The following is a 20,364-nucleotide window of genomic DNA, read 5'->3' as shown; positions in this document are numbered from 1 at the left end:
TGCCTCACTTTCAGGTTAATCAAACAATTATGCCTATTTCTTTGGGGAGTAGCATCAATCCCCTCTATATAGATTAAATCTATGAGTGTTAACACAATTCATTGAAATAATTAATTTTGTTTTAACTTTCCAATAACACAGGTTGCGAATTCAAGTTTTACACTGGGGTCAGTCAGAAGAACAGGCAGGTAATGCGATGAATCAGGATCTATATATTCACGGATTAAGTAAAACCTTCAGCCAAATAACAGCGCTGCATGAGACGAATCTGGTAGTACGACGGGGCAAATTCACAACACTGCTCGGACCGTCCGGCTGTGGGAAAACAACGCTCTTGCGCTTGATTGCTGGTCTGGAGACACCCGATACTGGCACAATCACGATGGGAGAGGAAATCCTTTTTTCGGCAGAACGCAAAAAGGATATTCCCACCCATCTCCGCCACTTTGGCATGGTCTTTCAGGATTTCGCGTTGTGGCCGCATATGACGGTGTTTGAAAATGTGGCCTTCGGCCTGCGTGCGGGCAAGCGGGGGAAAGGGTTCGCCAGCGCTCGAGACAAGGAACTGCGGACAGTGGTGCTGGAGGCGCTCGACATGGTCAGATTGTCAGGGATGGAGGATCGGTATCCTCATCAGCTGTCCGGTGGCCAGCAGCAGCGGGTTGCCTTTGCAAGAGCGGTTGCTATCCGGCCTCGACTTGTGTTGTTCGACGAGCCACTCAGTGCGCTGGATGCGGTGCTACGGGAGGAGATGCGCATTGAGATGATATCGCTTGTGCGCGATCTGGGGCTGACCGCCCTATATGTCACCCATGATCAGATCGAGGCCATGTCAATGTCTGATGAAGTGGTTGTTATGAAAAGTGGACATATTTTGCAGACCGGAACACCGGAGGTGATCTACGGTTGCCCAGCTCATCCACAGGTGGCGAGGTTTATTGGCAAATCCAACTGGCTGGAGCCGGAACGGACACTATTTCGTCCTGAACATGTCCGTTGGGAACAGGAGCAAGCGGATCAGCATGCTTTTACAGTAGAGATCCTGCATGTCAGCTATGTCGGTGATCGTTATGAAATTCGTATACTAGCCGAGAACGGCGAGCAATGGACTGCATATCATTCCATCCGCTTGCCCATAGGTCAACAAATGCACATTTGGGTATCACCGCAACACATCCACCAACTTGAAGCATAGGGAAAAGGGGTATATATAAGATGATGAATAGGCATGTTTTTCGTACAGGATGGAAAAAAGGGACGATGCTCGCATTAACATTGACTTTTGGACTCACTGTGGCGGGTTGCGGAACAGCAACGCCATCCAAGGATGGGGCGCCAGCTACTGGATCAGCAGGACAAGCTGAGGCGGCATCCACCGATCAGAAGCTGGTGGTCTACAGCGCAGGCCCCGATGGACTGGCGAAAAAGCTGGTAGCAGGGTATGAGGCGCAGAGCGGAGTTAAGGTAGAGCTGTTCCAGGGAACGACAGGAAAAATTTTGGCCCGTATGGAAGCCGAGAAGACGAATCCGGTAGCGGACGTGGTTGTGCTGGCATCGCTTCCATCTGTACAAGGCCTGAAAAAGGAAGGACTTACGCTGCCTTACCCGGATGCCAAGAACGCAGACAAGCTAAATCCAGACTGGTCCGATAAGGAAGGCAACTACTTCAGTACCAGTGCTTCTGCTCTGGGCATTGCGTATAACACGAAGCTGGTGAAAACACCACCAACTTCATGGGCTGATTTGGCGAAGCCTGAGTACAAGGATCAGGTTAATATTCCCGATCCATCCCTGTCCGGCTCAGCGTTGGATTTTATGACAGGCTATCTGAGCACCAAGGGCGATGGAGGCTGGACGTTGTTCGAGCAGTACAAGGCTAACGGTGTTGCTATGGCTGGTGCCAATCAGGAAGCGCTGGACCCCGTGATTACCGGAGCTAAAGGTGTAGTCGTCGCTGCGGTCGATTACATGACCTACAAGGCTAAAGCCAAAGGTGAGCCGATTGATATCGTCTATCCGACAGAGGGAACAGTCATCAGCCCACGTCCTGCCGCAATTCTCAAGTCAACGCAGCATGAGCAGAATGCGAAGGCATTCATTGACTATCTGTTGTCGGAAGAAGCGCAGAAATTAGTAGCTGATGCCTCCTTACTCCCGGGCCGCACGGATGTCAAAGCCGACAAGCGTGCCAACCTGGACGAGATTCCATTGTTGAAAACCAATTGGGAGTGGATGGGTGAGCACGGATCAGACGTGACGGAGAAGTTCACGCAAATGTTCAAGTAAGCCGATGGGAGGCTTATCTGTTAAACACATCAGAGTGTGGTGTCTGACGCTGGCTCTGATCGCGCTTCTTTTTCTGATTGTGATACCGTTGCTGCAAATCTTTATCCAAAGTGTGTATATTGGTGAAAAATTTCAATGGGATGCGCCTTTTCGAACGTTAGCTGCTTCACCATTTGCGGGAGTGCTATTCAGCTCGATTTGGCTAGGTATCTGTGTGATTGCAGGAACGACGGTACTTGCACTTCCGCTAGCCTGGATCATGTCCAACACTCGTCTTGCACACTGGCGCTGGTTGGATGTCGTGCTGCTGATTCCGTTTATGACCCCGCCCTATATCGGGTCCATGGGCTGGATTCTGTTTATGCAAAAAAACGGATATCTGGAGCAGTTGTTCCCGGACCTGCGTTTCTTAACGCCGTCCTTCTTTAGCCTTGGTGGCATGGTGATGATCATGAGCCTGCATCTGTTTCCATTCCTGTACCTGCTGCTGCGCGGGGCGCTGGTGAGGATTGGCGGGAGCCTGGAAGAGGCGGGGGCCGTAATGGGAGGCGGCTTTCTGTACAGGTTCCGTCGAATCATTTTACCGCTACTGCTATCAGCTTACGGAATGGGCGCGTTGCTCATTTTCGTTAAAACGATTGCCGAGTTTGGCACCCCCGCTACCTTTGGGCGACGTATCGGGTATGAGGTCATGACTTCGGAAATCCACAAGTATATTTCCAGTTGGCCTATAGACTTTGGCAAAGCGACGTCGATGGCCTCGGTGCTGTTAACCGCCTGCCTGCTCATGTGGTATGCGCAGTCGGTGATCAACCGAAAGTTTACGTACAGGCTGGTAGGTGGTAAAGGTTCGCGTCCGTCCCGTCTTCGTATATCCGGTTGGACTACGGGGCTAAGTGTTGCATTCATTCTATTGTTGCTAATCGCGTCCATTGGCATTCCTTACTTTTCAATTCTTTCAGCCTCCACGATGAAGCTGAGGGGAATGGGGCTTGCTTGGGATAATTTGACGCTCGACTCTTACAAGGAACTGCTGTCTTGGGGATCAGAGAGCATGGAGGCGCTCCTGAACAGCGTATTTCTCTCTTTGGGCGCATCGACGCTTGCTGTGGTGCTGGGCACTTGGTTTGCGCTTGTGATTGGCGGCTCACGCACGAGAATTCAACGGACAGTTGATGCATTCAGTTTGCTTCCGAATACGGTTCCGGGAATTGTTATGGTGGTCGGCCTGATTTTGTGGTGGAACTCACCATGGATGCCGATCCCTTTGTATAACACATACGGCATGGTCATTCTGACGTATGTTATCTTGTTTGTTCCTTATACGGTGCAGTATGTCAAAAGCGCCTTTACGCAGGTGGACACTGGCCTTTTTCAGGCGGGACAGGTATTTGGCGGGCGACCGTCTTACATATTCCGCCGGATTGTGCTGCCGCTGATTGTACCGGGAATGCTCGCTGGTTGGATGATGACATTTACTATTGCTTCACGCGAGCTGGTAGGATCGTTGCTGATTTTGCCGCCATCCGTTCAGACGTCTGCAACCTACATATTTGCACAATTTGAGCAGGGACAGGTGTCCCTTGGGATGGCGATGGCCGTCATATCGGTCGGAATGACCACACTGCTGCTGATCTTAATGGAAAGCTTAAACTCGCAAAGAAAGTGGAAATGATCATGACCAAGCTTAGGATTTGGGGAGGAGCGGGCGAACATGGCCGCTCCTGCTATGTTTTTGAAGGAACGCAGCATCACGTCATGCTGGATTGTGGCGTGAAAAAGGAAGGAACTGGACAATATCCGGTTTTTCCGCCGCAAAAGGCGAAGGGACTGACCATTGTATTGCTGTCTCATGCACATGAGGATCATTCTATGGCGCTCCCCTTACTGTACAAGTATGGATACCAGGGGGAGGTCTGGACCACCAAGGCCACCGCTGAGCAGTTAGGCTCCTATTTTCGCTCCTGGCATACTTATGTTGAATCGAGAGGAGCCGAATTGCCATACGACGAACAGGATATCCAATCCATTGCTTATCGCTACCTAGAAGATGAAGCGCCAGTAGGAGAATGGCTTGAGGCTTGTCCGGGTGTGAGAATCATGTGGGGACGCAGTGGACATTTGGCTGGTGCAGTGTGGTATGTGGTAGAAATGGAAGGGAAGCGGTTGTTTTTTTCTGGAGATTACAGCCGCGAATCTGAGCTTCTCGCTGCCGATGCGCCAGACCTGGGTGTTGGGGAGGGGCTGCATGACCTGCCTGAATGGAAGTCAGAGCCCAATCTAGCGGACATATCCATTATGGACAATGCCTATGGCATGGATATAGACCCGCAGCCTGTTAAGCTGGAGCGGCTGAGGGTCGAGATGAAGCGGATATTATGGTCTGGTGGTCATGTGTTGTTGCCGGTGCCTGCTTTTGGTAGAGGACAGGACATGATCGTATGGGCTAGCGAGCAATTCCCTGAACAGGCAATGATTGTAGAGCACGACATATGGCAGGGATTGAAACAGTTAAACCGCTGGAAAGAATGGCTGCGTCCGGAAGCCCCAGCACGAATAAAACATGTGCTAAACAGTGACAGGGTCTTCGTGCCACGTGATGCTGCGGAACGAGTGAGTCTGCTGGAACAGAACCCAACGGCTATTATTGTAACAAGAGACGGTATGATGGATTCCCCACAGGCGCGCTGGTACTATCAGTTTCTATCGGATAACCGCAACATGGGGGAGGGTGAAGATTGCGGAGAAAGCATTAGCAACAGTGTTATATTGACCGGGCATGCTCCACATGGTTCTTTTGGCAAACATCTGTTGGAACGTGCAGATCAAAATGACAGCTGTGTAGCTCGGCATTTGATTTACAAGGTGCATCAGGGATTATCAGATGTGCGGCAAATGTTGAAGGAGCTGCCTAGCAAACAGGTTGTACTCGTTCATGCGCCGAAGCTGCAGACCGACCTGGTGCGAGATGAGTTGATAAGAGAAGGAAATGGTGGATGTGAAGGTCCTGCCAGAAAAGTCCACTCTCTGGAGCCGGGCGCTACACTAGAGGTTTAGCATCACATCATCATTCACTTTGTGCCCTCCTGCATCAATCGGAAGGCATCGACTTCTCCAAGTTTGGTCGAGATAGAGCTACGTCCGGCGCTTTTGCGCAGACGGAGCGGTGTGGCGGTACGCTTAAGCAGCGCCTTGATTTCTCCGGGCCCCAGTTCCGGCCTCAGTGAAAGGAGAAGTGCGATGCTTCCGGTCACATGGGAAGTAGCCATAGAGGTACCACTCATTTCGTGATGCTTGCCATGGATCCAGGAGGATGTGATCTTTTCGCCAGGTGCGTACACGTCTACAAATTGCCCTCGGTTGCTGAAAGGTGCAATGCGTCTGTATTTGTCAGTAGCCCCCACTGAAATCGTCTGGGAATAGCGGGCTGGATAGTCAATACTTCGGCGCTTGCCCTCATTTCCCGAGGACGCTACAATCACAATGCCGTTATGATATGCTTTATTCACCATATCAAGTAGTGCCTTGCTGCGCGACTTCATACCAAAGCTCATATTGATGATATCGACACGATTTAATACACACCAGTCGATACCAAGAATGATATCGGAGACGTAGGCGGCTCCATTATGATCAAATGCTTTTACGGGATGAATTAAAGCTCGTGGTGCTACGCCGACCATACCTTCGTCATAGTTGGACGCCGCGATAGTTCCAGCAATATGAGTACCATGGCCGTTATCGTCATAGGGTAGCATGGTTCGGTTAAGCAAATTAATACCTCTGGCGAGAGAATGACGAAGATCAGGATGTTGAAAATCCGCTCCTGTGTCGATCACACCGATTCTGACCCGATTCCCTGTCGAGGAAGACCAAGCCTTGTATGCTCGTACCTGTTTGACTCCCCATGGCATGGAAAGGTTCTTCTCTGCTTTTGGTATATAAGCAGTTTCAGCGTGGACCTTCATGCGGGTATCTTCTTCAACGGTAACACCGTTGTGATATTTGCCCAGCCTGTCTCCCCCTGAAAGCGGAGCGATTAAAGCACGGATTAGTCGGGCCGGTTGTACTTGCCGTAATCCCGCAAGCTCGGGTTTCAGCTTCCTGAGATAGGATAGGCATTCCCGGTATTGATGAGGCTTATCGAACGTGATGATCTGTTTGTTCCGTCCACTGCCGGACGGCTCCGAAATACCCTCATGCAAACGCTGCAAAAAATCCGGATAGTCCATTTGAGACGGTCCCCCTCCGATGAGCCATGCTGAGGTATTGTATGAGCAAGCGTCAGCTGCGGCATGGGAAACCTGCCCCTTTTTTATGGAAATAGGCCTGCTTGTCGTGTCAAAGTGGCCGTGGACACATACGATACATGGAGGGCATAAGCTCTTGTGCAACAACTTTGGGGGGTTCTCCCGGAGCGGGTACAGTCGAAGACGGGGGGGGACCCCGTCTTTTTATGTATGCCGTCTTGTTTAGAGGGATATTCCTGGAAATTATCACGATACCCATCTTTAACTTGCAATTTGCTTCCAAATAGGTTTTACTTAGTTTTGATAATGGATATGTTAGTATTGCATGTATCGTGTATGCTCTGAAACATGTTCTTGTGAATTACGTGTGAGAGGAAGTGTCCCTAGGTGAGTACCCCACTCAACTTGAAGATTGACCCGGAGAAAGTCCACGAGACTCCAATGGTGGATTTGGCATTTATGGTATTGAAAGCAGCCAATACTCCGTATTATTACCGTGACCTGATGAAGGAAGTCGCCAAATTGCGTGGCTTTTCCGACGAAGAAATTAATGACGTTATTGCTCAGCTATATACTGAAATCAACATTGACGGGCGTTTTGCCTGTGTCGGTACGAATCTGTGGGGCTTGAAACGTTGGTATCCGGTAGATAAATCCGAAGATGCCCTGACAGGCGCCAAGCGTCCTCGTATTATTAACGACGAAGACGATGACGATGAAGATGACTATCATGAGGAAGAAGAAACATACAACTCTGATGACGACTTCGATGCAGATAGCGAAGACGAGGATGGCGAAGATGAGCTGTTCGACGGAGAAGAAGATGATGATAGTGATGAAGACGTGGTTATAGACGATGAAGACCTCAGTGATGAGGAAGATTCAGAAGATGAAAACGACGATGAGTCGACGGAAGACGACGATTCGCTTCGTTAGGAACAGGCTGCAAGGGGAGATGCGTTCTCCCCTTTTTCATGACCGTTTTCTTGAAAACCTCTTCTGATTTAAAGCTTTCAGGTGGATTCTCTCCAATCTGGTTCAATGGACAAATTAACACGGATAACTTCCTTGACAGCGGATTGGACACGGGGTAAACTATTGCTTGGGCTTATGATTGATTCACTTATATGTTTGCTTTTTGTATAAAAGTGCCCCGTACTACGGGAGTGCTTTTTTGTTTTTTATAGGGGTGTTTTCACTCATGAAAGAGGGCTAAGGGCGGCGGACATGGAAAATGATTCCGCTGCCTTCTTCATGGATGATAATCCGTGCAAACGGGTTACGATAACATCATAATGTCGCCTGAATTTTGCATCTTATCTAGGAGGGTTTTGAACAGTGACAAAGTATATTTTTGTGACAGGCGGGGTTGTGTCTTCCTTGGGCAAAGGGATTACGGCAGCTTCACTGGGGAGGCTTTTGAAGAACAGGGGACTGAAGGTAACGATTCAAAAATTTGATCCTTACCTGAATGTCGATCCGGGTACGATGAGTCCTTACCAGCACGGTGAAGTGTTTGTAACGGATGATGGTGCGGAAACGGACCTTGACTTGGGACACTATGAGCGCTTTATTGATATTAATCTGTCCAAGAACAGCAATGTCACAACAGGCAAGGTATATTCCAGCGTAATCAGCAAAGAGCGTCGCGGAGAATATTTGGGCGGTACGGTGCAGGTTATCCCTCATATTACGAACGAAATCAAGGAACGCGTGTACCGTGCAGGCCGTGAAGCAGGTTCGGACGTCATTATTACAGAAATCGGCGGTACTGTGGGCGATATTGAAAGCTTGCCATTTTTGGAAGCTATTCGTCAGCTCAAAAGCGAAGTTGGGCGCGAGAATGTGATGTACATTCACGTAACGCTCATTCCTTATATTAAAGCTGCTGGTGAGGTTAAAACCAAACCAACTCAGCACAGTGTAAAAGAATTGCGCAGTATCGGTATCCAACCGAATGTCATTGTTTGCCGTACAGAGCATGAACTGTCCTCCGATATGAAGGCTAAAATTGCATTGTTCTGCGATATTGATGCGAATGCAGTGGTAGAATGCCGCGATGCTTCAACCCTCTACGAGGTTCCGTTGAACCTGCGTGAAGAAGGCTTGGACGAAATTGTAGTTAACCACCTCAAGCTGACAACACCTGCACCAGATATGACCGAATGGGAAGGGTTAGTTGATCGAATCAGCAAGCTGGATAAAACGGTTGAGATTGCTATTGTTGGTAAATATGTTGCATTACATGACGCGTACTTAAGTGTGGTTGAATCACTTTCCCACGCTGGATTTGATGCGAATGCAGACGTAAAAATCCGTTGGGTGAACGCTGAAGAAGTGACGGACGAGAACGTAGCTGACATGCTGGGCGGCATTGGCGGCATTCTCGTACCGGGTGGCTTCGGCGATCGCGGAATTGAAGGCAAAATTAGTACCATTCGTTATGCACGAGAGCAAAAAATTCCATTCTTCGGCATTTGTCTGGGTATGCAGGTATCTGTCATTGAGGTTGCCCGTTCCCTGGCTGGTCTCGAAGGAGCCAACAGCTCGGAAATTAACCCGGCTACTGATTATCCTGTCATCGATTTGCTTCCTGACCAAAAAGACATCGAAGATTTGGGCGGTACGATGCGTCTTGGCTTGTATCCATGCAAACTGGTGGAAGGTTCCCTGGCTTCGGCTTGCTACAATGATGAGCTGGTGTACGAAAGACACCGTCATCGGTACGAATTCAATAACGAATATCGTGAAGTTATTGAAAAAGCGGGTCTTCGTATTTCCGGTACTTCACCGGATGGACGCTTGGTGGAAATTGTGGAGCTCCCTGAGCATCCGTGGTTCCTGGCCGTACAATTCCATCCAGAATTTACTTCACGTCCGAATCGTCCACAGCCTTTGTTCCGTGAATTTGTAAAGGCAGCATTGCAGCTTCAAGGTTAATGCTACGGCTTGTAAGACCTCCTCAGGGAGGTCTTTTTTTATCCCATGCTTCCTGATTATGAAAGAATATTCCACAATTATGTATAAGAGCAGGATTTTCTTTTTGCAGGAGCGAATATAGTTTTAGGTATGGGACGGATATTGTACGTCATCGGACGCTGTTATGGCAATAGCTGCATGATCCTCGTTTTAAGATCTTAGGAGGTTAAAACATTGGAAAAGAAGAAAGTATTAATCGTCGATGACCAGAATGGAATACGGATTTTATTGATGGAAGTGTTCGGAAGTGAGGGTTATGAGACCTTTCAGGCGGCGAACGGGAAAATTGCACTTGAAATTGTTGAGAAGGAACCACCTGATCTGGTTCTGCTCGATATGAAAATTCCAGGTATGGACGGACTCGAAATTCTGAAGCACCTAAAAACCATGAATCCTGATATCAAGGTTATTATGATGACAGCATATGGAGAACTGGACATGATTAAAGAGGCGACGGAGCTAGGTGCGCTAATGCATTTTACCAAGCCCTTTGATATTGACGAAATGCGGATCGCTGTGAACAAACAACTCAGAGGTGATTAGGTGAGTCACTATGGTTGAGAACTCTGTTAACACAACAGGGTTTTTTGTTTGTGATTATGGGAAATACTGAAAGTAAATCCTCTCCTTATACAATTCTATGGAAAAACGGCGTCCTAACGTGATTTTTGTATGTGTTGATATGCAAAAGCTTGTTTAGTATTTAACATGGGTTGTGGTATAATAAGCCCGTATGTGATGTCGGCTAAAATATAGACAAACCCAAACACCTTTAGGAGGACTGAAACCATGCCATTGGTATCTATGAAAGACATGTTGAACAAAGCACTCGAAGGAAAATATGCAGTAGGTCAATACAACATTAATAACCTGGAGTGGACTCAAGCTATTTTGGGCGCTGCTGAAGAAGAAAAATCCCCAGTAATCTTGGGTGTTTCTGAAGGCGCAGCACGTCACATGGGCGGATTCTACACTGTTGTTAAAATGGTAGAAGGTCTTATTCATGACATGAAAATCACCGTTCCAGTTGCGATCCATTTGGACCACGGTTCCAGCTTTGAAAAATGTAAAGAAGCTATCGACGCTGGTTTCACATCCGTTATGATTGACGATTCCCACAGCCCGATCGACACAAACATTGCTACAACGAAAAAAGTGGTTGAATATGCTCATTCCAAAGGCGTTTCTGTTGAAGCTGAAGTTGGAATGGTTGGCGGTCAAGAGGATGATGTTGTCGGCGACGTAATGTACGCTAAGCTGGACGACTGTCTGCGTATCGTTAACGAAACAGGTATCGATACACTGGCACCTGCATTGGGTTCCGTACACGGACCTTACAAAGGCGAGCCAAACCTCGGATTCAAAGAAATGGAAGAGATCTGTAATGCAATCAAACTTCCACTCGTTCTGCACGGTGGTACTGGTATCCCAACACATGACATTAAAAAAGCAATCTCTCTGGGAACTTCCAAAATCAATGTAAACACTGAGAACCAAATCGTATTTGCGAAAGTGGTTCGTGAAGTGCTTGCTGAGAAACCGGATGCTTATGACCCACGTACATTCATCGCTCCAGGTCGTGAAGCGATTAAACAAACCGTTATCGGTAAAATTCGTGAGTTCGGTTCCAACAACAAAGCGTAATAATGAATCAAACTGGTCGTGCGTCTGCACAGGCTAGATGTATTTCTTAGTTGTAGCTGTAGTTCTGCTGCACAAAATATTTAAATCTGTACAGTTGAATAGTTTGGTATGGAAAGCACACCGCTTAGCCGGTGTCTTTCCATTTTCACCACTAAAAAAGTTAAAAGTTTATGATTTGAGATTATTGTTTGACCGACTGCAAAACACGTAGGGGGACCCTCAAGCTTATGGAAAAATTGATGATCACCGGTGGACGGCCGCTTCAAGGTACAGTTTCCATCAGCGGTGCCAAAAACAGTGCCATCGCCTTGATTCCCGCAGCCATTCTGGCAGAGTCGGAAGTCATTTTGGACAACTTGCCACTGTTGAGTGATGTGGCGGTGTATTCCGAAATACTGGAGGAACTTGGTGCAACGGTTACCTGGGAAGGTAGCCAGATGAAAATAGATCCTTCCTCGATCAAATCCATTCCTATGCCGAATGGGCCTGTTAAGAAATTACGAGCCTCTTATTATATGATGGGAGCCATGCTGGGCAGATTCAAGGAAGCGATCATCGGTTTGCCAGGAGGGTGCAATTTCGAACCCCGGCCCATTGATCAGCATATCAAAGGTTTTGAAGCGCTGGGTGCCACGGCTACGAACGAGCACGGCGCTATTCATTTGCACGCCAAAGAACTGCGCGGAACCAAAATTTATTTGGATGTTAGCAGCGTAGGCGCTACCATTAATATTATGCTGGCGGCAGCACGTGCCAAAGGCGCCACAATTATCGAAAATGCGGCCAAAGAGCCTGAGATTATAGATGTAGCAACTCTTTTAAACTCGATGGGGGCCATTATTAAAGGTGCCGGTACGGAAACAATTCGAATTGAAGGTGTGTCGGAGCTGCATGGCTGCCGTCATTCCATCATACCTGACCGTATACAAGCGGGCACATATATGATTGCTGCTGCGGCAACCCGTGGAAATGTATTGATTGACAACGTAATCCCCAAACATATGGAGGCTCTCATTGCAAAAATGCAGGAAATGGGCATCGGCATCGAGGAATATGATGAAAGTATTCGCGTACTGGGTGCACCTTCCTATGAACATGTCGACGTTAAAGCCTTGATATACCCCGGATTCGCCACAGATTTACAATCTCCCATGACCAGCTTGCTTACCCAAGCACAGGGTGTCAGTGTATTGAGCGATTTTGTGTACAGCAATCGTTTTAAGCACGTCCCTGAGCTGGTGCGAATGGGGGCTAAAATTCGCGTAGAGGGTCGGTCTGCCATTATAGAGGGTGGTCAACTGAATGCAGCTAAAGTAAAAGCGGCAGATCTGCGCGCCGGAGCGGCCCTTGTCATTGCTGGACTTACCGTAAGCGAAGGCGTAACCGAGGTGACGGGTGTCGAGTACATTGACCGTGGTTATGATCACCTTGTCTCCAACCTGCGTCTTTTGGGCGCGGATGTATGGCGCCAGACTGAATAATTAAACCATGCAGTTTTTCGAACTCCGTGAACGAAAGCAATAGAACAGGCAACACCTATGCAGCCGCTGCTTGATAAAAGATTGTGGTTCATACCTAACAATCTTTTATCGGAAAACCGGAATAATTCGGTATAATTCAGGCAGATGGCTGCATAACTTTATTTGTTTTGGTTAAAATTATGTTAATGGTGTTTATGATATCATTGTCTATCATTTAGATGTATGAATGGACTTAATAATTGAATAGGTGGTTATTATATGGATCTGCAAATTTCCGATCTGGAAGAAATGAAGCTGACCGACCTGTACAAGCTGGCCAAGCAATACCAGATCCCGTACTACGGAACGCTCAAAAAGAAAGAATTAATATTCGCGATTCTGCGCGCACAAGCTGAGAAGAGCGGATTGATGTTTATGCAGGGGGTTCTGGAAATCCTTCCCGAAGGTTACGGCTTTCTGAGGCCGATCAATTATCTCCCGAGTACCGAAGATATTTACATCTCTGCTTCACAAATCCGCAAGTTTGACTTGAGAACAGGCGATCTTGTTTCCGGTAAATGCCGAACGCCAAAAGAGAATGAACGATATTTCGGATTGCTTCAAGTTAACGCCGTCAATGGAAGAAGTCCTGAGCAAGCTGCTGAGCGGCTACATTTTCCTGCACTGACTCCACTGTATCCGCAAACCAAATTAGTCCTTGAAACTTCCCCCAACCATTTGTCTACGAGAATTATGGATGTACTGGCCCCTGTCGGACTTGGACAGCGCGGACTCATTGTAGCACCTCCCAAAGCTGGGAAGACGCTTCTCCTCAAAGAAATTGCCAATAGCATTTCTACTAACAATCCCGAGATCGAGCTTTTTGTCTTGTTGATTGATGAACGCCCCGAAGAAGTGACCGACATGCAGCGTTCTGTTAAAGGTGAAGTTGTGGCCTCTACATTTGACGAACTTCCTGAAAATCACATTAAAGTGGCAGAACTCGTGTTGGAGCGTGCGCTGCGTCTCGTAGAACATAAAAAGGATGTTGTCATCCTGTTGGATAGTATCACACGTTTGGCTCGTGCGTACAATCTCGTTATTCCTCCTTCTGGTCGTACTTTGAGTGGGGGGATTGATCCGGCGGCATTTCACCGTCCAAAACGCTTTTTTGGTGCGGCTCGGAATGTGGAGGAAGGCGGTAGCTTGACGATTCTTGCTACAGCGCTGATTGATACAGGATCACGCATGGACGATATCATTTATGAAGAGTTTAAAGGTACAGGCAACATGGAGTTGCATTTGGACCGCAAGCTGGCAGAACGTCGTATCTTTCCTGCGATTGATATTCGTCGCTCCGGCACACGCCGTGAGGAAGTGTTGTTGAACAAGGAAGAATTGGATACGATCTGGGCCATTCGTAAAAATATGACGGAAAGCCATGATTTTGTGGAAGGCTTCCTCAAAAAGCTGCGTAATAGCAAAACTAATGCTGAGTTTTTGGCTTCGTTTGATTTGACGGCACCTTCTTCCAGTGGCTCGCAAAGCAGTTCTGGTGGGCAACAACGGAGAACTACGCGTTCTACCACAGCGTCAGTCCCGGCCACAACCAACTAAAACCCATTCATGTATTTTATCTGTTCCGTAAGTGCACGGTCGTTACCATTCATTTTGTTAATGGCGTAGGCTTAACGGAGCGAAAGGAGCTCCATAATGTATTTGGTGTATGCCGACGAAAAAGGCAATGTATATGATCATGCTTCTTTGTATGGGCTTGCCCGTAGTGCAGACATGATTGTTGAAATCATGGAGGATGAGCTTATTCCGTTACCGGAAGGAGCTACATTGGTAAGCCTGCCCAGCACTCGCCCGGTCGGTATGAACCCTGAAACAGGGGAAATGGTTTCTCTTCCCGGAGATATGCAAGCAGTAGGGGCTTTATTGCCGCAAGGTTTTACACGCTTGTGCTTGCCGGGATATGTGAAGACCGATAAGGAGTACAAACTTCCCTTGTTCGGTTATTCGGCTGTAGTCTGGAAAGATGGGGCATTTTATGTAACGGCAGAGCAGAGTGACAGTCCATCCAAGTGGAATCCGGAAAACTGTGACCGTCATCAAGTTAAATTGGGTGTTCAGCGGATGACGGAGCAATATCCCGAAAATCGGCTGTACCAACATTTGTCTAACTGTGCGCTGGGCTACGAATGTCTTACTTCCTCGAACACATTCCTGAATCGCTGGGAAGGAGGAGTTCCGGTATCTTATTCTTGTAATGCGGGTTGCTTTGGCTGTATATCCGAACAGCCGGATGACAGTGGCTTTGTATCTCCGCAGACAAGAATGAACTTCCGTCCCCGTGTAGAAGAAATTGTGGAAGTTATGCTGGAACATTTGAAGACACCGGAGTCCATCATTAGTTTTGGTCAAGGTTGCGAAGGGGAGCCTTCCACACAAGCCAAACTGATTATTGATTCGATCAAAGAGGTGCGTTCCATTACCGATATGGGATACATCAATATCAATACGAATGCGGGATTGAGTGATCATATCCGGGGAATCGTGGATGCGGGTCTCGATCTGATGCGCGTTAGTACCATTAGTGCACTGGACGATCACTACAATGCTTATTACAAGCCGCGCGGCTACACGTTGGCTAATGTGGAAAAATCACTTCGTTATGCTTCTGAGCAGGGAGTATATACGTCGATTAACTATTTGATTTTTCCAGGTGTAACTGACCGCGAGGAAGAAATTGAGGCAATGATTGAATTTGCCAAACGTACTAAGCTCAAGCTGATTCAAATGCGTAATTTGAATATCGATCCTGAAAGCTATCTGGAGTTGATTCCACCTGCTCAAGGCGAGATTCTTGGCATGAAGCAAATGCTGGAGATTTATCGTGAGGAACTGCCTGATGTAGTCATCGGTTCTTACACTCATGTACCGCCGCAAGGGCAGGCACGTCCCAAATTTGCCAAGGCCTAAAACGGTCAATAGCAACTTGAAACTCACCTATTTTACGCCATCTTTGAATGCGGAAAAGAGGTGTTGAAACGCTCATATTCAAGTGCTATAATGTGAACATGTGTTCATACAACTCTGGACTGATAGGACGTTCAGGGCGGAAAGAGGTGAAAGTTCAATGCAACAAGCTATTCAACCAACATTTAACGTAACTACTGTCACTTGTGCTTGCGGAAATTCGTTTGAAACGGGTTCTGTGAAAGGATCTCTGCGTGTAGAGATTTGCTCCGCCTGCCACCCATTCTTCACAGGCAAGCAGAAATTTATTGATGCTGGTGGACGTGTGGATCGTTTCAAAAAGAAATACGGTATCTAATGGATTACCGCAGGTTATAAAGTTATTAGAGCCTTCTGCAACTGCAGAGGGCTCTTTTTGTAATAATGTGTATTTGCTTTTTATGCGGCCTTAAGATATACTTATTTTCACCGTGCTAGATGGGGAGGTAGCGGTGCCCTGTAACTCGCAATCCGCTATAGCGAGGTTGAATTCCTGTTAGAGGTGTTGTTGATGTGAGGCTGGTCCCTGCGCACAATGTTGACGGCTGGGTCCTCCGCAATGAGTACTTGTGAACCTGGTCAGGTCCGGAAGGAAGCAGCCATAAGCAAGCCCACTCTTGTGCCGGAGGGTTGCCTAGCCCGAGTTGTTGTTCAGGATTGCCGCTCGGATCACAACGATCAATAACAGGTGCACGGTATATATTAGTAATTAGAACATCTTGGCAATCATTGCGAAGATGTTTTTTTGTGTTTATAAATTGGAAGGTGTCTGGTTTAGATTCGGACGGGAGTATAGTATAATGAAGTGACCATGAATGGTCATGAAAGTGAATGGGAAAGAGGGTAACGCGCATTGGAACATATAGCGTTGTACCGTGCTTGGCGGCCGCAGGCTTTCAAGGACATGGTAGGACAACAGCATATTATCCAGACATTGCAGAATGCCATCCGCGAAAATCGCACGTCCCATGCCTATCTGTTCAGCGGTCCACGAGGAACAGGTAAGACGAGTGCGGCCAAAATTTTGGCCAAGGCAATCAACTGTGAGCATGGACCTGCGCCGGAACCTTGCAACGAATGCGAAGCCTGTAAACGGATCACGGCCGGAGCGGTCATGGATGTACAGGAGATTGATGCAGCCTCCAACCGGGGCGTTGAAGAGATTCGTGATTTGCGCGATAAAGTCAAATATGCGCCCACAGAAGTGCGGCACAAGGTTTATATCATTGATGAAGTGCACATGCTGACGACGGAAGCGTTCAATGCGCTGCTCAAGACGCTGGAAGAGCCGCCGCCACACGTGATGTTCATATTGGCTACGACTGAACCGCATCGGATTCCAGCGACAATTATTTCACGTTGTCAGCGGTTTGACTTCCGGCGGGTATCGCTGGAAGAGCAGACAGAGCGGCTTGACCTGATATGTCAACAGGAGAACATACAGGCTGATTCGGATGCACTGCAGTACATTGCGCGTCTTTCAGATGGCGGGATGCGAGATGCGGTTAGCGTTTTGGATCAGATATCCTCGTTTACAGATGGTCGGGTTACTTATCAGCAGGTGCTGGATATGACAGGAGGTATTGCGTCCGAGCAATTCGGTAAGCTTGCCTTGGCATTGCTAAAAGAAGATGTGGGCACGGTGCTCCAAATGATCGAGAACTTTATGCAGGAAGGTAAAAGTGCGGATAAGTGCATGGAGAATCTTCTGTACTATTTCCGAGACCTGCTAATGATCAAGATGGTGCCTCAGGCAACCAAAATGACGGAGCGAGTGCTAGATCCAGAGCGATTTAAGGAAGTGGCAGATGCTTTTACCAAGGAGCAACTCTTTGCGATGATTGACACCCTTAATCGTTATCAGAGCGAGATGAAATATGCCGTTCAGCCTCAAACTTTGTTTGAGGTAGCTCTATTGAAGCTGTGCAGTATCCCGGAGGAAGCAGGAGCTGTTGCTCAGCCGGCTGCACAGCGCTCTGGTGCTGCGGCTGAGCAGGAAGATGTGGTAATGTTGAAGCGCCAGCTTGCTGAGCTGGAAAAGAAACTGGAGCGCGCGCTGCAAGGTGGATTGGGCTCTGGAGCTGGACAGGAAGCATCGTCGGGTGGCCGTCAGGCTTCCGGGGGTCGTGCCCCTGCTCCGCGGATTTCAGCGCCGGCCAAACTCCCTTCTCAGTTGGATCGCTATATCGCTGAGAAGTCGAGCGAAGCATTCGCAGCAGCGGGGCGTAAGTGGAGTCAGATTTTGCAAGGGGTAAAAGAGGCGAAAGTTACGGTTCATGCCTGGTTTATGGACGGTGAGCCAGTTTCTGTGTTAGAGGACAGTGTACTGGTCGCATTTAAGAACAATATTCATCGTGAAACTACCGAAAAGCCTGCCAATAAGCAGGTCATCGAGAAAGTATTGCATGAGCAGTTGGGTCATCCTTATCGTTTAGTAACGATGATGCAAAAGGATTGGAATGCTGCGATTGAAGGAGTTTCCGACCAGCCTGCCGAAGAATTGCAACTGGAGCCGGAGCATGATGTGCCGGGAAAGTCCAAGGAGCCCTGGATTGATGAAGCTATTCAACTTTTCGGGGAAGATCTGGTAGTCATTAAAGATTAAATTAAGTGTCTAGATGTATACTTCATTAAAGGAGAGATTGAAATGAACAATATGAACCAAATGATGAAGCAAGTGAAGAAAATGCAGGAACAAATGCTGAAAGCCCAAGAGGAACTTGGCGGAAAAGTAATCGAAGGTACTTCTGGCGGCGGTGTTGTGACGGTGGAGGTAAATGGACATAAAAAAGTGTTGTCCATCACGATCAAACCGGAAGCTGTAGATCCTGATGATGTAGAAATGCTGCAAGATCTTGTGCTGACTGCAGTCAATGATGCTTTGTCCAAAGCAGATGAACTGGCTAATGATGATATGGGTAAATTTACAGGCGGCATGAAAATTCCGGGCTTGTTCTAGTCTGCTGCATAAAGGAGAAACGCGCTATTGTATTATCCGGAGCCGATTGCAAAGCTAATTGATGCTTTTACGCGCCTGCCGGGAGTAGGGCCGAAGACGGCTGCCCGGTTGGCTTTCCACGTACTGAAAATGAAGGAAGATGATGTGATTGACTTTGCCAAGGCGCTGGTCAATGTAAAACGCAATCTGCACTTCTGTTCAGTCTGCGGCAACATTACGGATACGGACCCTTGTCGGATCTGTCAGGATAAGACGAGGGATGCTTCCGTCATTTGTGTTGTTCAGGATTCCAAGGATTTGGTGGCTATGGAGCGTACCAAGGAGTTTAATGGTTTTTACCATGTGCTTCACGGGGCGATATCTCCTATGGAGGGAATTGGTCCTGAGGATATCAAACTCAAGGAATTGCTGAACAGACTCAGTGATGAACGCGTCAAGGAGCTGATTTTAGCTACGAACCCGAACATTGAAGGAGAGGCCACGGCCATGTACATTTCTCGGCTGGTGCGTCCTTTTGAAATCAAGGTTACTCGTATTGCTCACGGATTGCCAGTGGGTGGAGATTTGGAGTATGCTGACGAGGTTACCCTGTCCAAAGCGTTGGAAGGCCGTAGAGAGCTCAATTAATAGGTGTATTTATACGTTATAAATAGGGAGTCTGGAATGTCCTTTGGTCATTCTCGACTCACTTGGGGGAGCCGCTACGGCTCCTTTTTTATTTGCGGTGATAGATGGCGGTATAGATCGTTCCTAGTTCTAAGTTTGTCCTTTGTTCAATAAGTATGAATAAGGTAGTCTTGCAGACTGTGCACATAATTCAGCTTGTGAGGAGGATGAACGGATGTGGGAACGGATGAAACAAAATTTCCGTCGTCAGGAGAATGGCAAATCAGAAGCGGAGTATCGGCAGGAGTTGTTTGCCCAGATTCGGGCTTCGCATGCGGAATGGTTAAGAGCGCATCGTTTATTTCATGAAGCTACGGGTAAGGATGAGATTGACTACGCCATATTTGTTCTAGAAGCTGCAGAGCGTAAATATCAGATACATTTAAAAAGTGCGAAACAGCAAGGCCTACATCGTTTCCATCTGCCTGCAGATGAACCGGGGTATGCCAATGATACGGATCGTGTTCACAAGCGGAGAGCTGAATGAAAGGGGCGGTCTGGCTTGTTTTGATCGCCTGTGTCGGGATGTTACTATTTCTAATCTTAAAAAAACGTTTGGGTGTCGGCTGGCTTGTAGTATTCGGGGCACATATGGGCCTGGCAGCCATCGCGTTGTATGTTATCAATTATTCAGGGTGGATTACGCAGGTGTACATCCCTATTAATCCAGTGACAATGGGGGCGGTAACAATATTGGGTTTGCCTGGAATTGTCCTTTTACTAGGATTGAAAATAATATTATTCGGACAGGCCATATGAAAACCTAAATGATATTGTTTCTATTTTTAAAAAATAGTTGACGGCAAATTCAAAAACATGATACATTAATTCTCGGCCCTTAAAGCCCGGGAATTTTTTTGTGAGAACAACACTTGAATGAAATTAAAAAAATAATTTTAAAAAAGTGTTGACTTAAATCCCGAATGTGTGTTATATTAATCAAGTCGCCGCTGAGATGCGGTGGTGAAACAAAGTAAGACATAATGCAGGTTTGATCTTTGAAAACTGAACAACGAGTGAGTAAAACGATTTTGTTCGCAAAATCAAACAAGAGATATTTTATCTCGTCAGTTTCAACATGAGCTTATCGCTCTTTCTA

At 47.5% G+C, this 20,364-nt stretch carries 18 protein-coding genes and 1 other RNA gene; 18 read left to right on the top strand and 1 reads right to left on the bottom strand.

Annotation, left to right across the window (positions count from 1 at the left end):
• Positions 1 to 196: 196 nt before the first annotated feature.
• From C1T21_RS25285 to C1T21_RS25270, 4 genes are read left to right on the top strand one after another with little or no spacing between them, the layout of a single operon-like run.
• Positions 197 to 1,195, top strand: coding sequence for an ABC transporter ATP-binding protein (locus C1T21_RS25285; protein ID WP_103050214.1), 999 nt, complete (start codon positions 197 to 199; stop codon positions 1,193 to 1,195).
• Between the two features lie 20 nt (positions 1,196 to 1,215).
• On the top strand, positions 1,216 to 2,286 hold the full coding sequence (locus C1T21_RS25280; protein WP_103050213.1) for an ABC transporter substrate-binding protein: 1,071 nt from the start codon (positions 1,216 to 1,218) through the stop codon (positions 2,284 to 2,286).
• A 4-nt stretch (positions 2,287 to 2,290) separates the two neighbouring features.
• Entirely contained in the window at positions 2,291 to 3,961 is a 1,671-nt protein-coding gene (locus C1T21_RS25275; protein ID WP_103050212.1) for an ABC transporter permease, read from the top strand.
• Positions 3,958 to 5,343 (top strand): MBL fold metallo-hydrolase, encoded by a 1,386-nt coding sequence (locus tag C1T21_RS25270; protein ID WP_103050211.1) that lies wholly within the window; start codon positions 3,958 to 3,960, stop codon positions 5,341 to 5,343. The genes C1T21_RS25275 and C1T21_RS25270 overlap by 4 nt, the downstream gene beginning before the upstream one ends.
• Before the next feature lie 14 nt (positions 5,344 to 5,357).
• Here C1T21_RS25270 and C1T21_RS25265 read toward each other — a convergent pair whose 3' ends face one another.
• Positions 5,358 to 6,518 (bottom strand): S8 family peptidase, encoded by a 1,161-nt coding sequence (locus C1T21_RS25265; RefSeq protein WP_103050210.1) that lies wholly within the window; start codon positions 6,516 to 6,518, stop codon positions 5,358 to 5,360.
• 405 nt (positions 6,519 to 6,923) lie between these two features.
• Here C1T21_RS25265 and rpoE point away from each other — a divergent pair, with 405 nt between their 5' ends.
• The 14 genes from rpoE (at position 6,924) to C1T21_RS25195 (ending at position 20,024) form a co-directional block, all read left to right on the top strand.
• Positions 6,924 to 7,472, top strand: a complete 549-nt coding sequence (gene rpoE, locus C1T21_RS25260) for a DNA-directed RNA polymerase subunit delta (protein ID WP_103050209.1) — start codon at positions 6,924 to 6,926, stop codon at positions 7,470 to 7,472.
• 402 nt (positions 7,473 to 7,874) lie between these two features.
• Complete coding sequence (locus tag C1T21_RS25255; RefSeq protein WP_013368772.1) at positions 7,875 to 9,476, top strand: CTP synthase; 1,602 nt, start codon at positions 7,875 to 7,877, stop codon at positions 9,474 to 9,476.
• Positions 9,477 to 9,689: 213 nt separating this feature from the next.
• A complete protein-coding gene (locus tag C1T21_RS25250; protein WP_013308218.1) occupies positions 9,690 to 10,058 on the top strand; it encodes a response regulator in 369 nt (122 codons plus the stop codon).
• A gap of 246 nt (positions 10,059 to 10,304) precedes the next feature.
• Positions 10,305 to 11,159 (top strand): class II fructose-1,6-bisphosphate aldolase, encoded by an 855-nt coding sequence (fba, locus tag C1T21_RS25245; protein WP_013308219.1) that lies wholly within the window; start codon positions 10,305 to 10,307, stop codon positions 11,157 to 11,159.
• 227 nt (positions 11,160 to 11,386) lie between these two features.
• Complete coding sequence (locus C1T21_RS25240; RefSeq protein ID WP_103050208.1) at positions 11,387 to 12,640, top strand: UDP-N-acetylglucosamine 1-carboxyvinyltransferase; 1,254 nt, start codon at positions 11,387 to 11,389, stop codon at positions 12,638 to 12,640.
• Between the two features lie 258 nt (positions 12,641 to 12,898).
• Positions 12,899 to 14,236 (top strand): transcription termination factor Rho, encoded by a 1,338-nt coding sequence (gene rho / locus C1T21_RS25235; protein ID WP_103050207.1) that lies wholly within the window; start codon positions 12,899 to 12,901, stop codon positions 14,234 to 14,236.
• A gap of 96 nt (positions 14,237 to 14,332) precedes the next feature.
• Positions 14,333 to 15,604 carry a radical SAM family protein gene (locus C1T21_RS25230; RefSeq protein WP_103050206.1) on the top strand — a complete coding sequence of 424 codons (1,272 nt, stop codon included), beginning with the start codon at positions 14,333 to 14,335 and terminating at the stop codon, positions 15,602 to 15,604.
• A 157-nt stretch (positions 15,605 to 15,761) separates the two neighbouring features.
• Entirely contained in the window at positions 15,762 to 15,959 is a 198-nt protein-coding gene (gene rpmE / locus C1T21_RS25225) for a 50S ribosomal protein L31 (RefSeq protein WP_013308223.1), read from the top strand.
• 110 nt (positions 15,960 to 16,069) lie between these two features.
• Positions 16,070 to 16,336: signal recognition particle sRNA large type (gene ffs / locus C1T21_RS25220), an RNA gene on the top strand.
• Between the two features lie 157 nt (positions 16,337 to 16,493).
• On the top strand, positions 16,494 to 18,245 hold the full coding sequence (gene dnaX / locus C1T21_RS25215) for a DNA polymerase III subunit gamma/tau (RefSeq protein ID WP_103050205.1): 1,752 nt from the start codon (positions 16,494 to 16,496) through the stop codon (positions 18,243 to 18,245).
• 42 nt (positions 18,246 to 18,287) lie between these two features.
• Positions 18,288 to 18,599 (top strand): YbaB/EbfC family nucleoid-associated protein, encoded by a 312-nt coding sequence (locus C1T21_RS25210; RefSeq protein WP_013308226.1) that lies wholly within the window; start codon positions 18,288 to 18,290, stop codon positions 18,597 to 18,599.
• A 27-nt stretch (positions 18,600 to 18,626) separates the two neighbouring features.
• Positions 18,627 to 19,226 (top strand): recombination mediator RecR, encoded by a 600-nt coding sequence (recR, locus tag C1T21_RS25205; protein WP_103050204.1) that lies wholly within the window; start codon positions 18,627 to 18,629, stop codon positions 19,224 to 19,226.
• 214 nt (positions 19,227 to 19,440) lie between these two features.
• The gene (locus C1T21_RS25200) at positions 19,441 to 19,752 is read left to right on the top strand and encodes a DUF2508 family protein (RefSeq protein ID WP_025676300.1); all 312 of its coding nucleotides are present in this window, start codon (positions 19,441 to 19,443) and stop codon (positions 19,750 to 19,752) included.
• On the top strand, positions 19,749 to 20,024 hold the full coding sequence (locus C1T21_RS25195) for a pro-sigmaK processing inhibitor BofA family protein (protein WP_103050203.1): 276 nt from the start codon (positions 19,749 to 19,751) through the stop codon (positions 20,022 to 20,024). Before C1T21_RS25200 ends, C1T21_RS25195 begins: the two co-directional genes overlap by 4 nt.
• Positions 20,025 to 20,364 lie beyond the last annotated feature (340 nt).

Origin of the sequence: Paenibacillus sp. F4 (assembly GCF_002894905.1) — a bacterium.
Lineage (GTDB): Bacteria > Bacillota > Bacilli > Paenibacillales > Paenibacillaceae > Paenibacillus > Paenibacillus polymyxa_B.
This window is presented reverse-complemented; position numbering and strand designations above follow the sequence as displayed.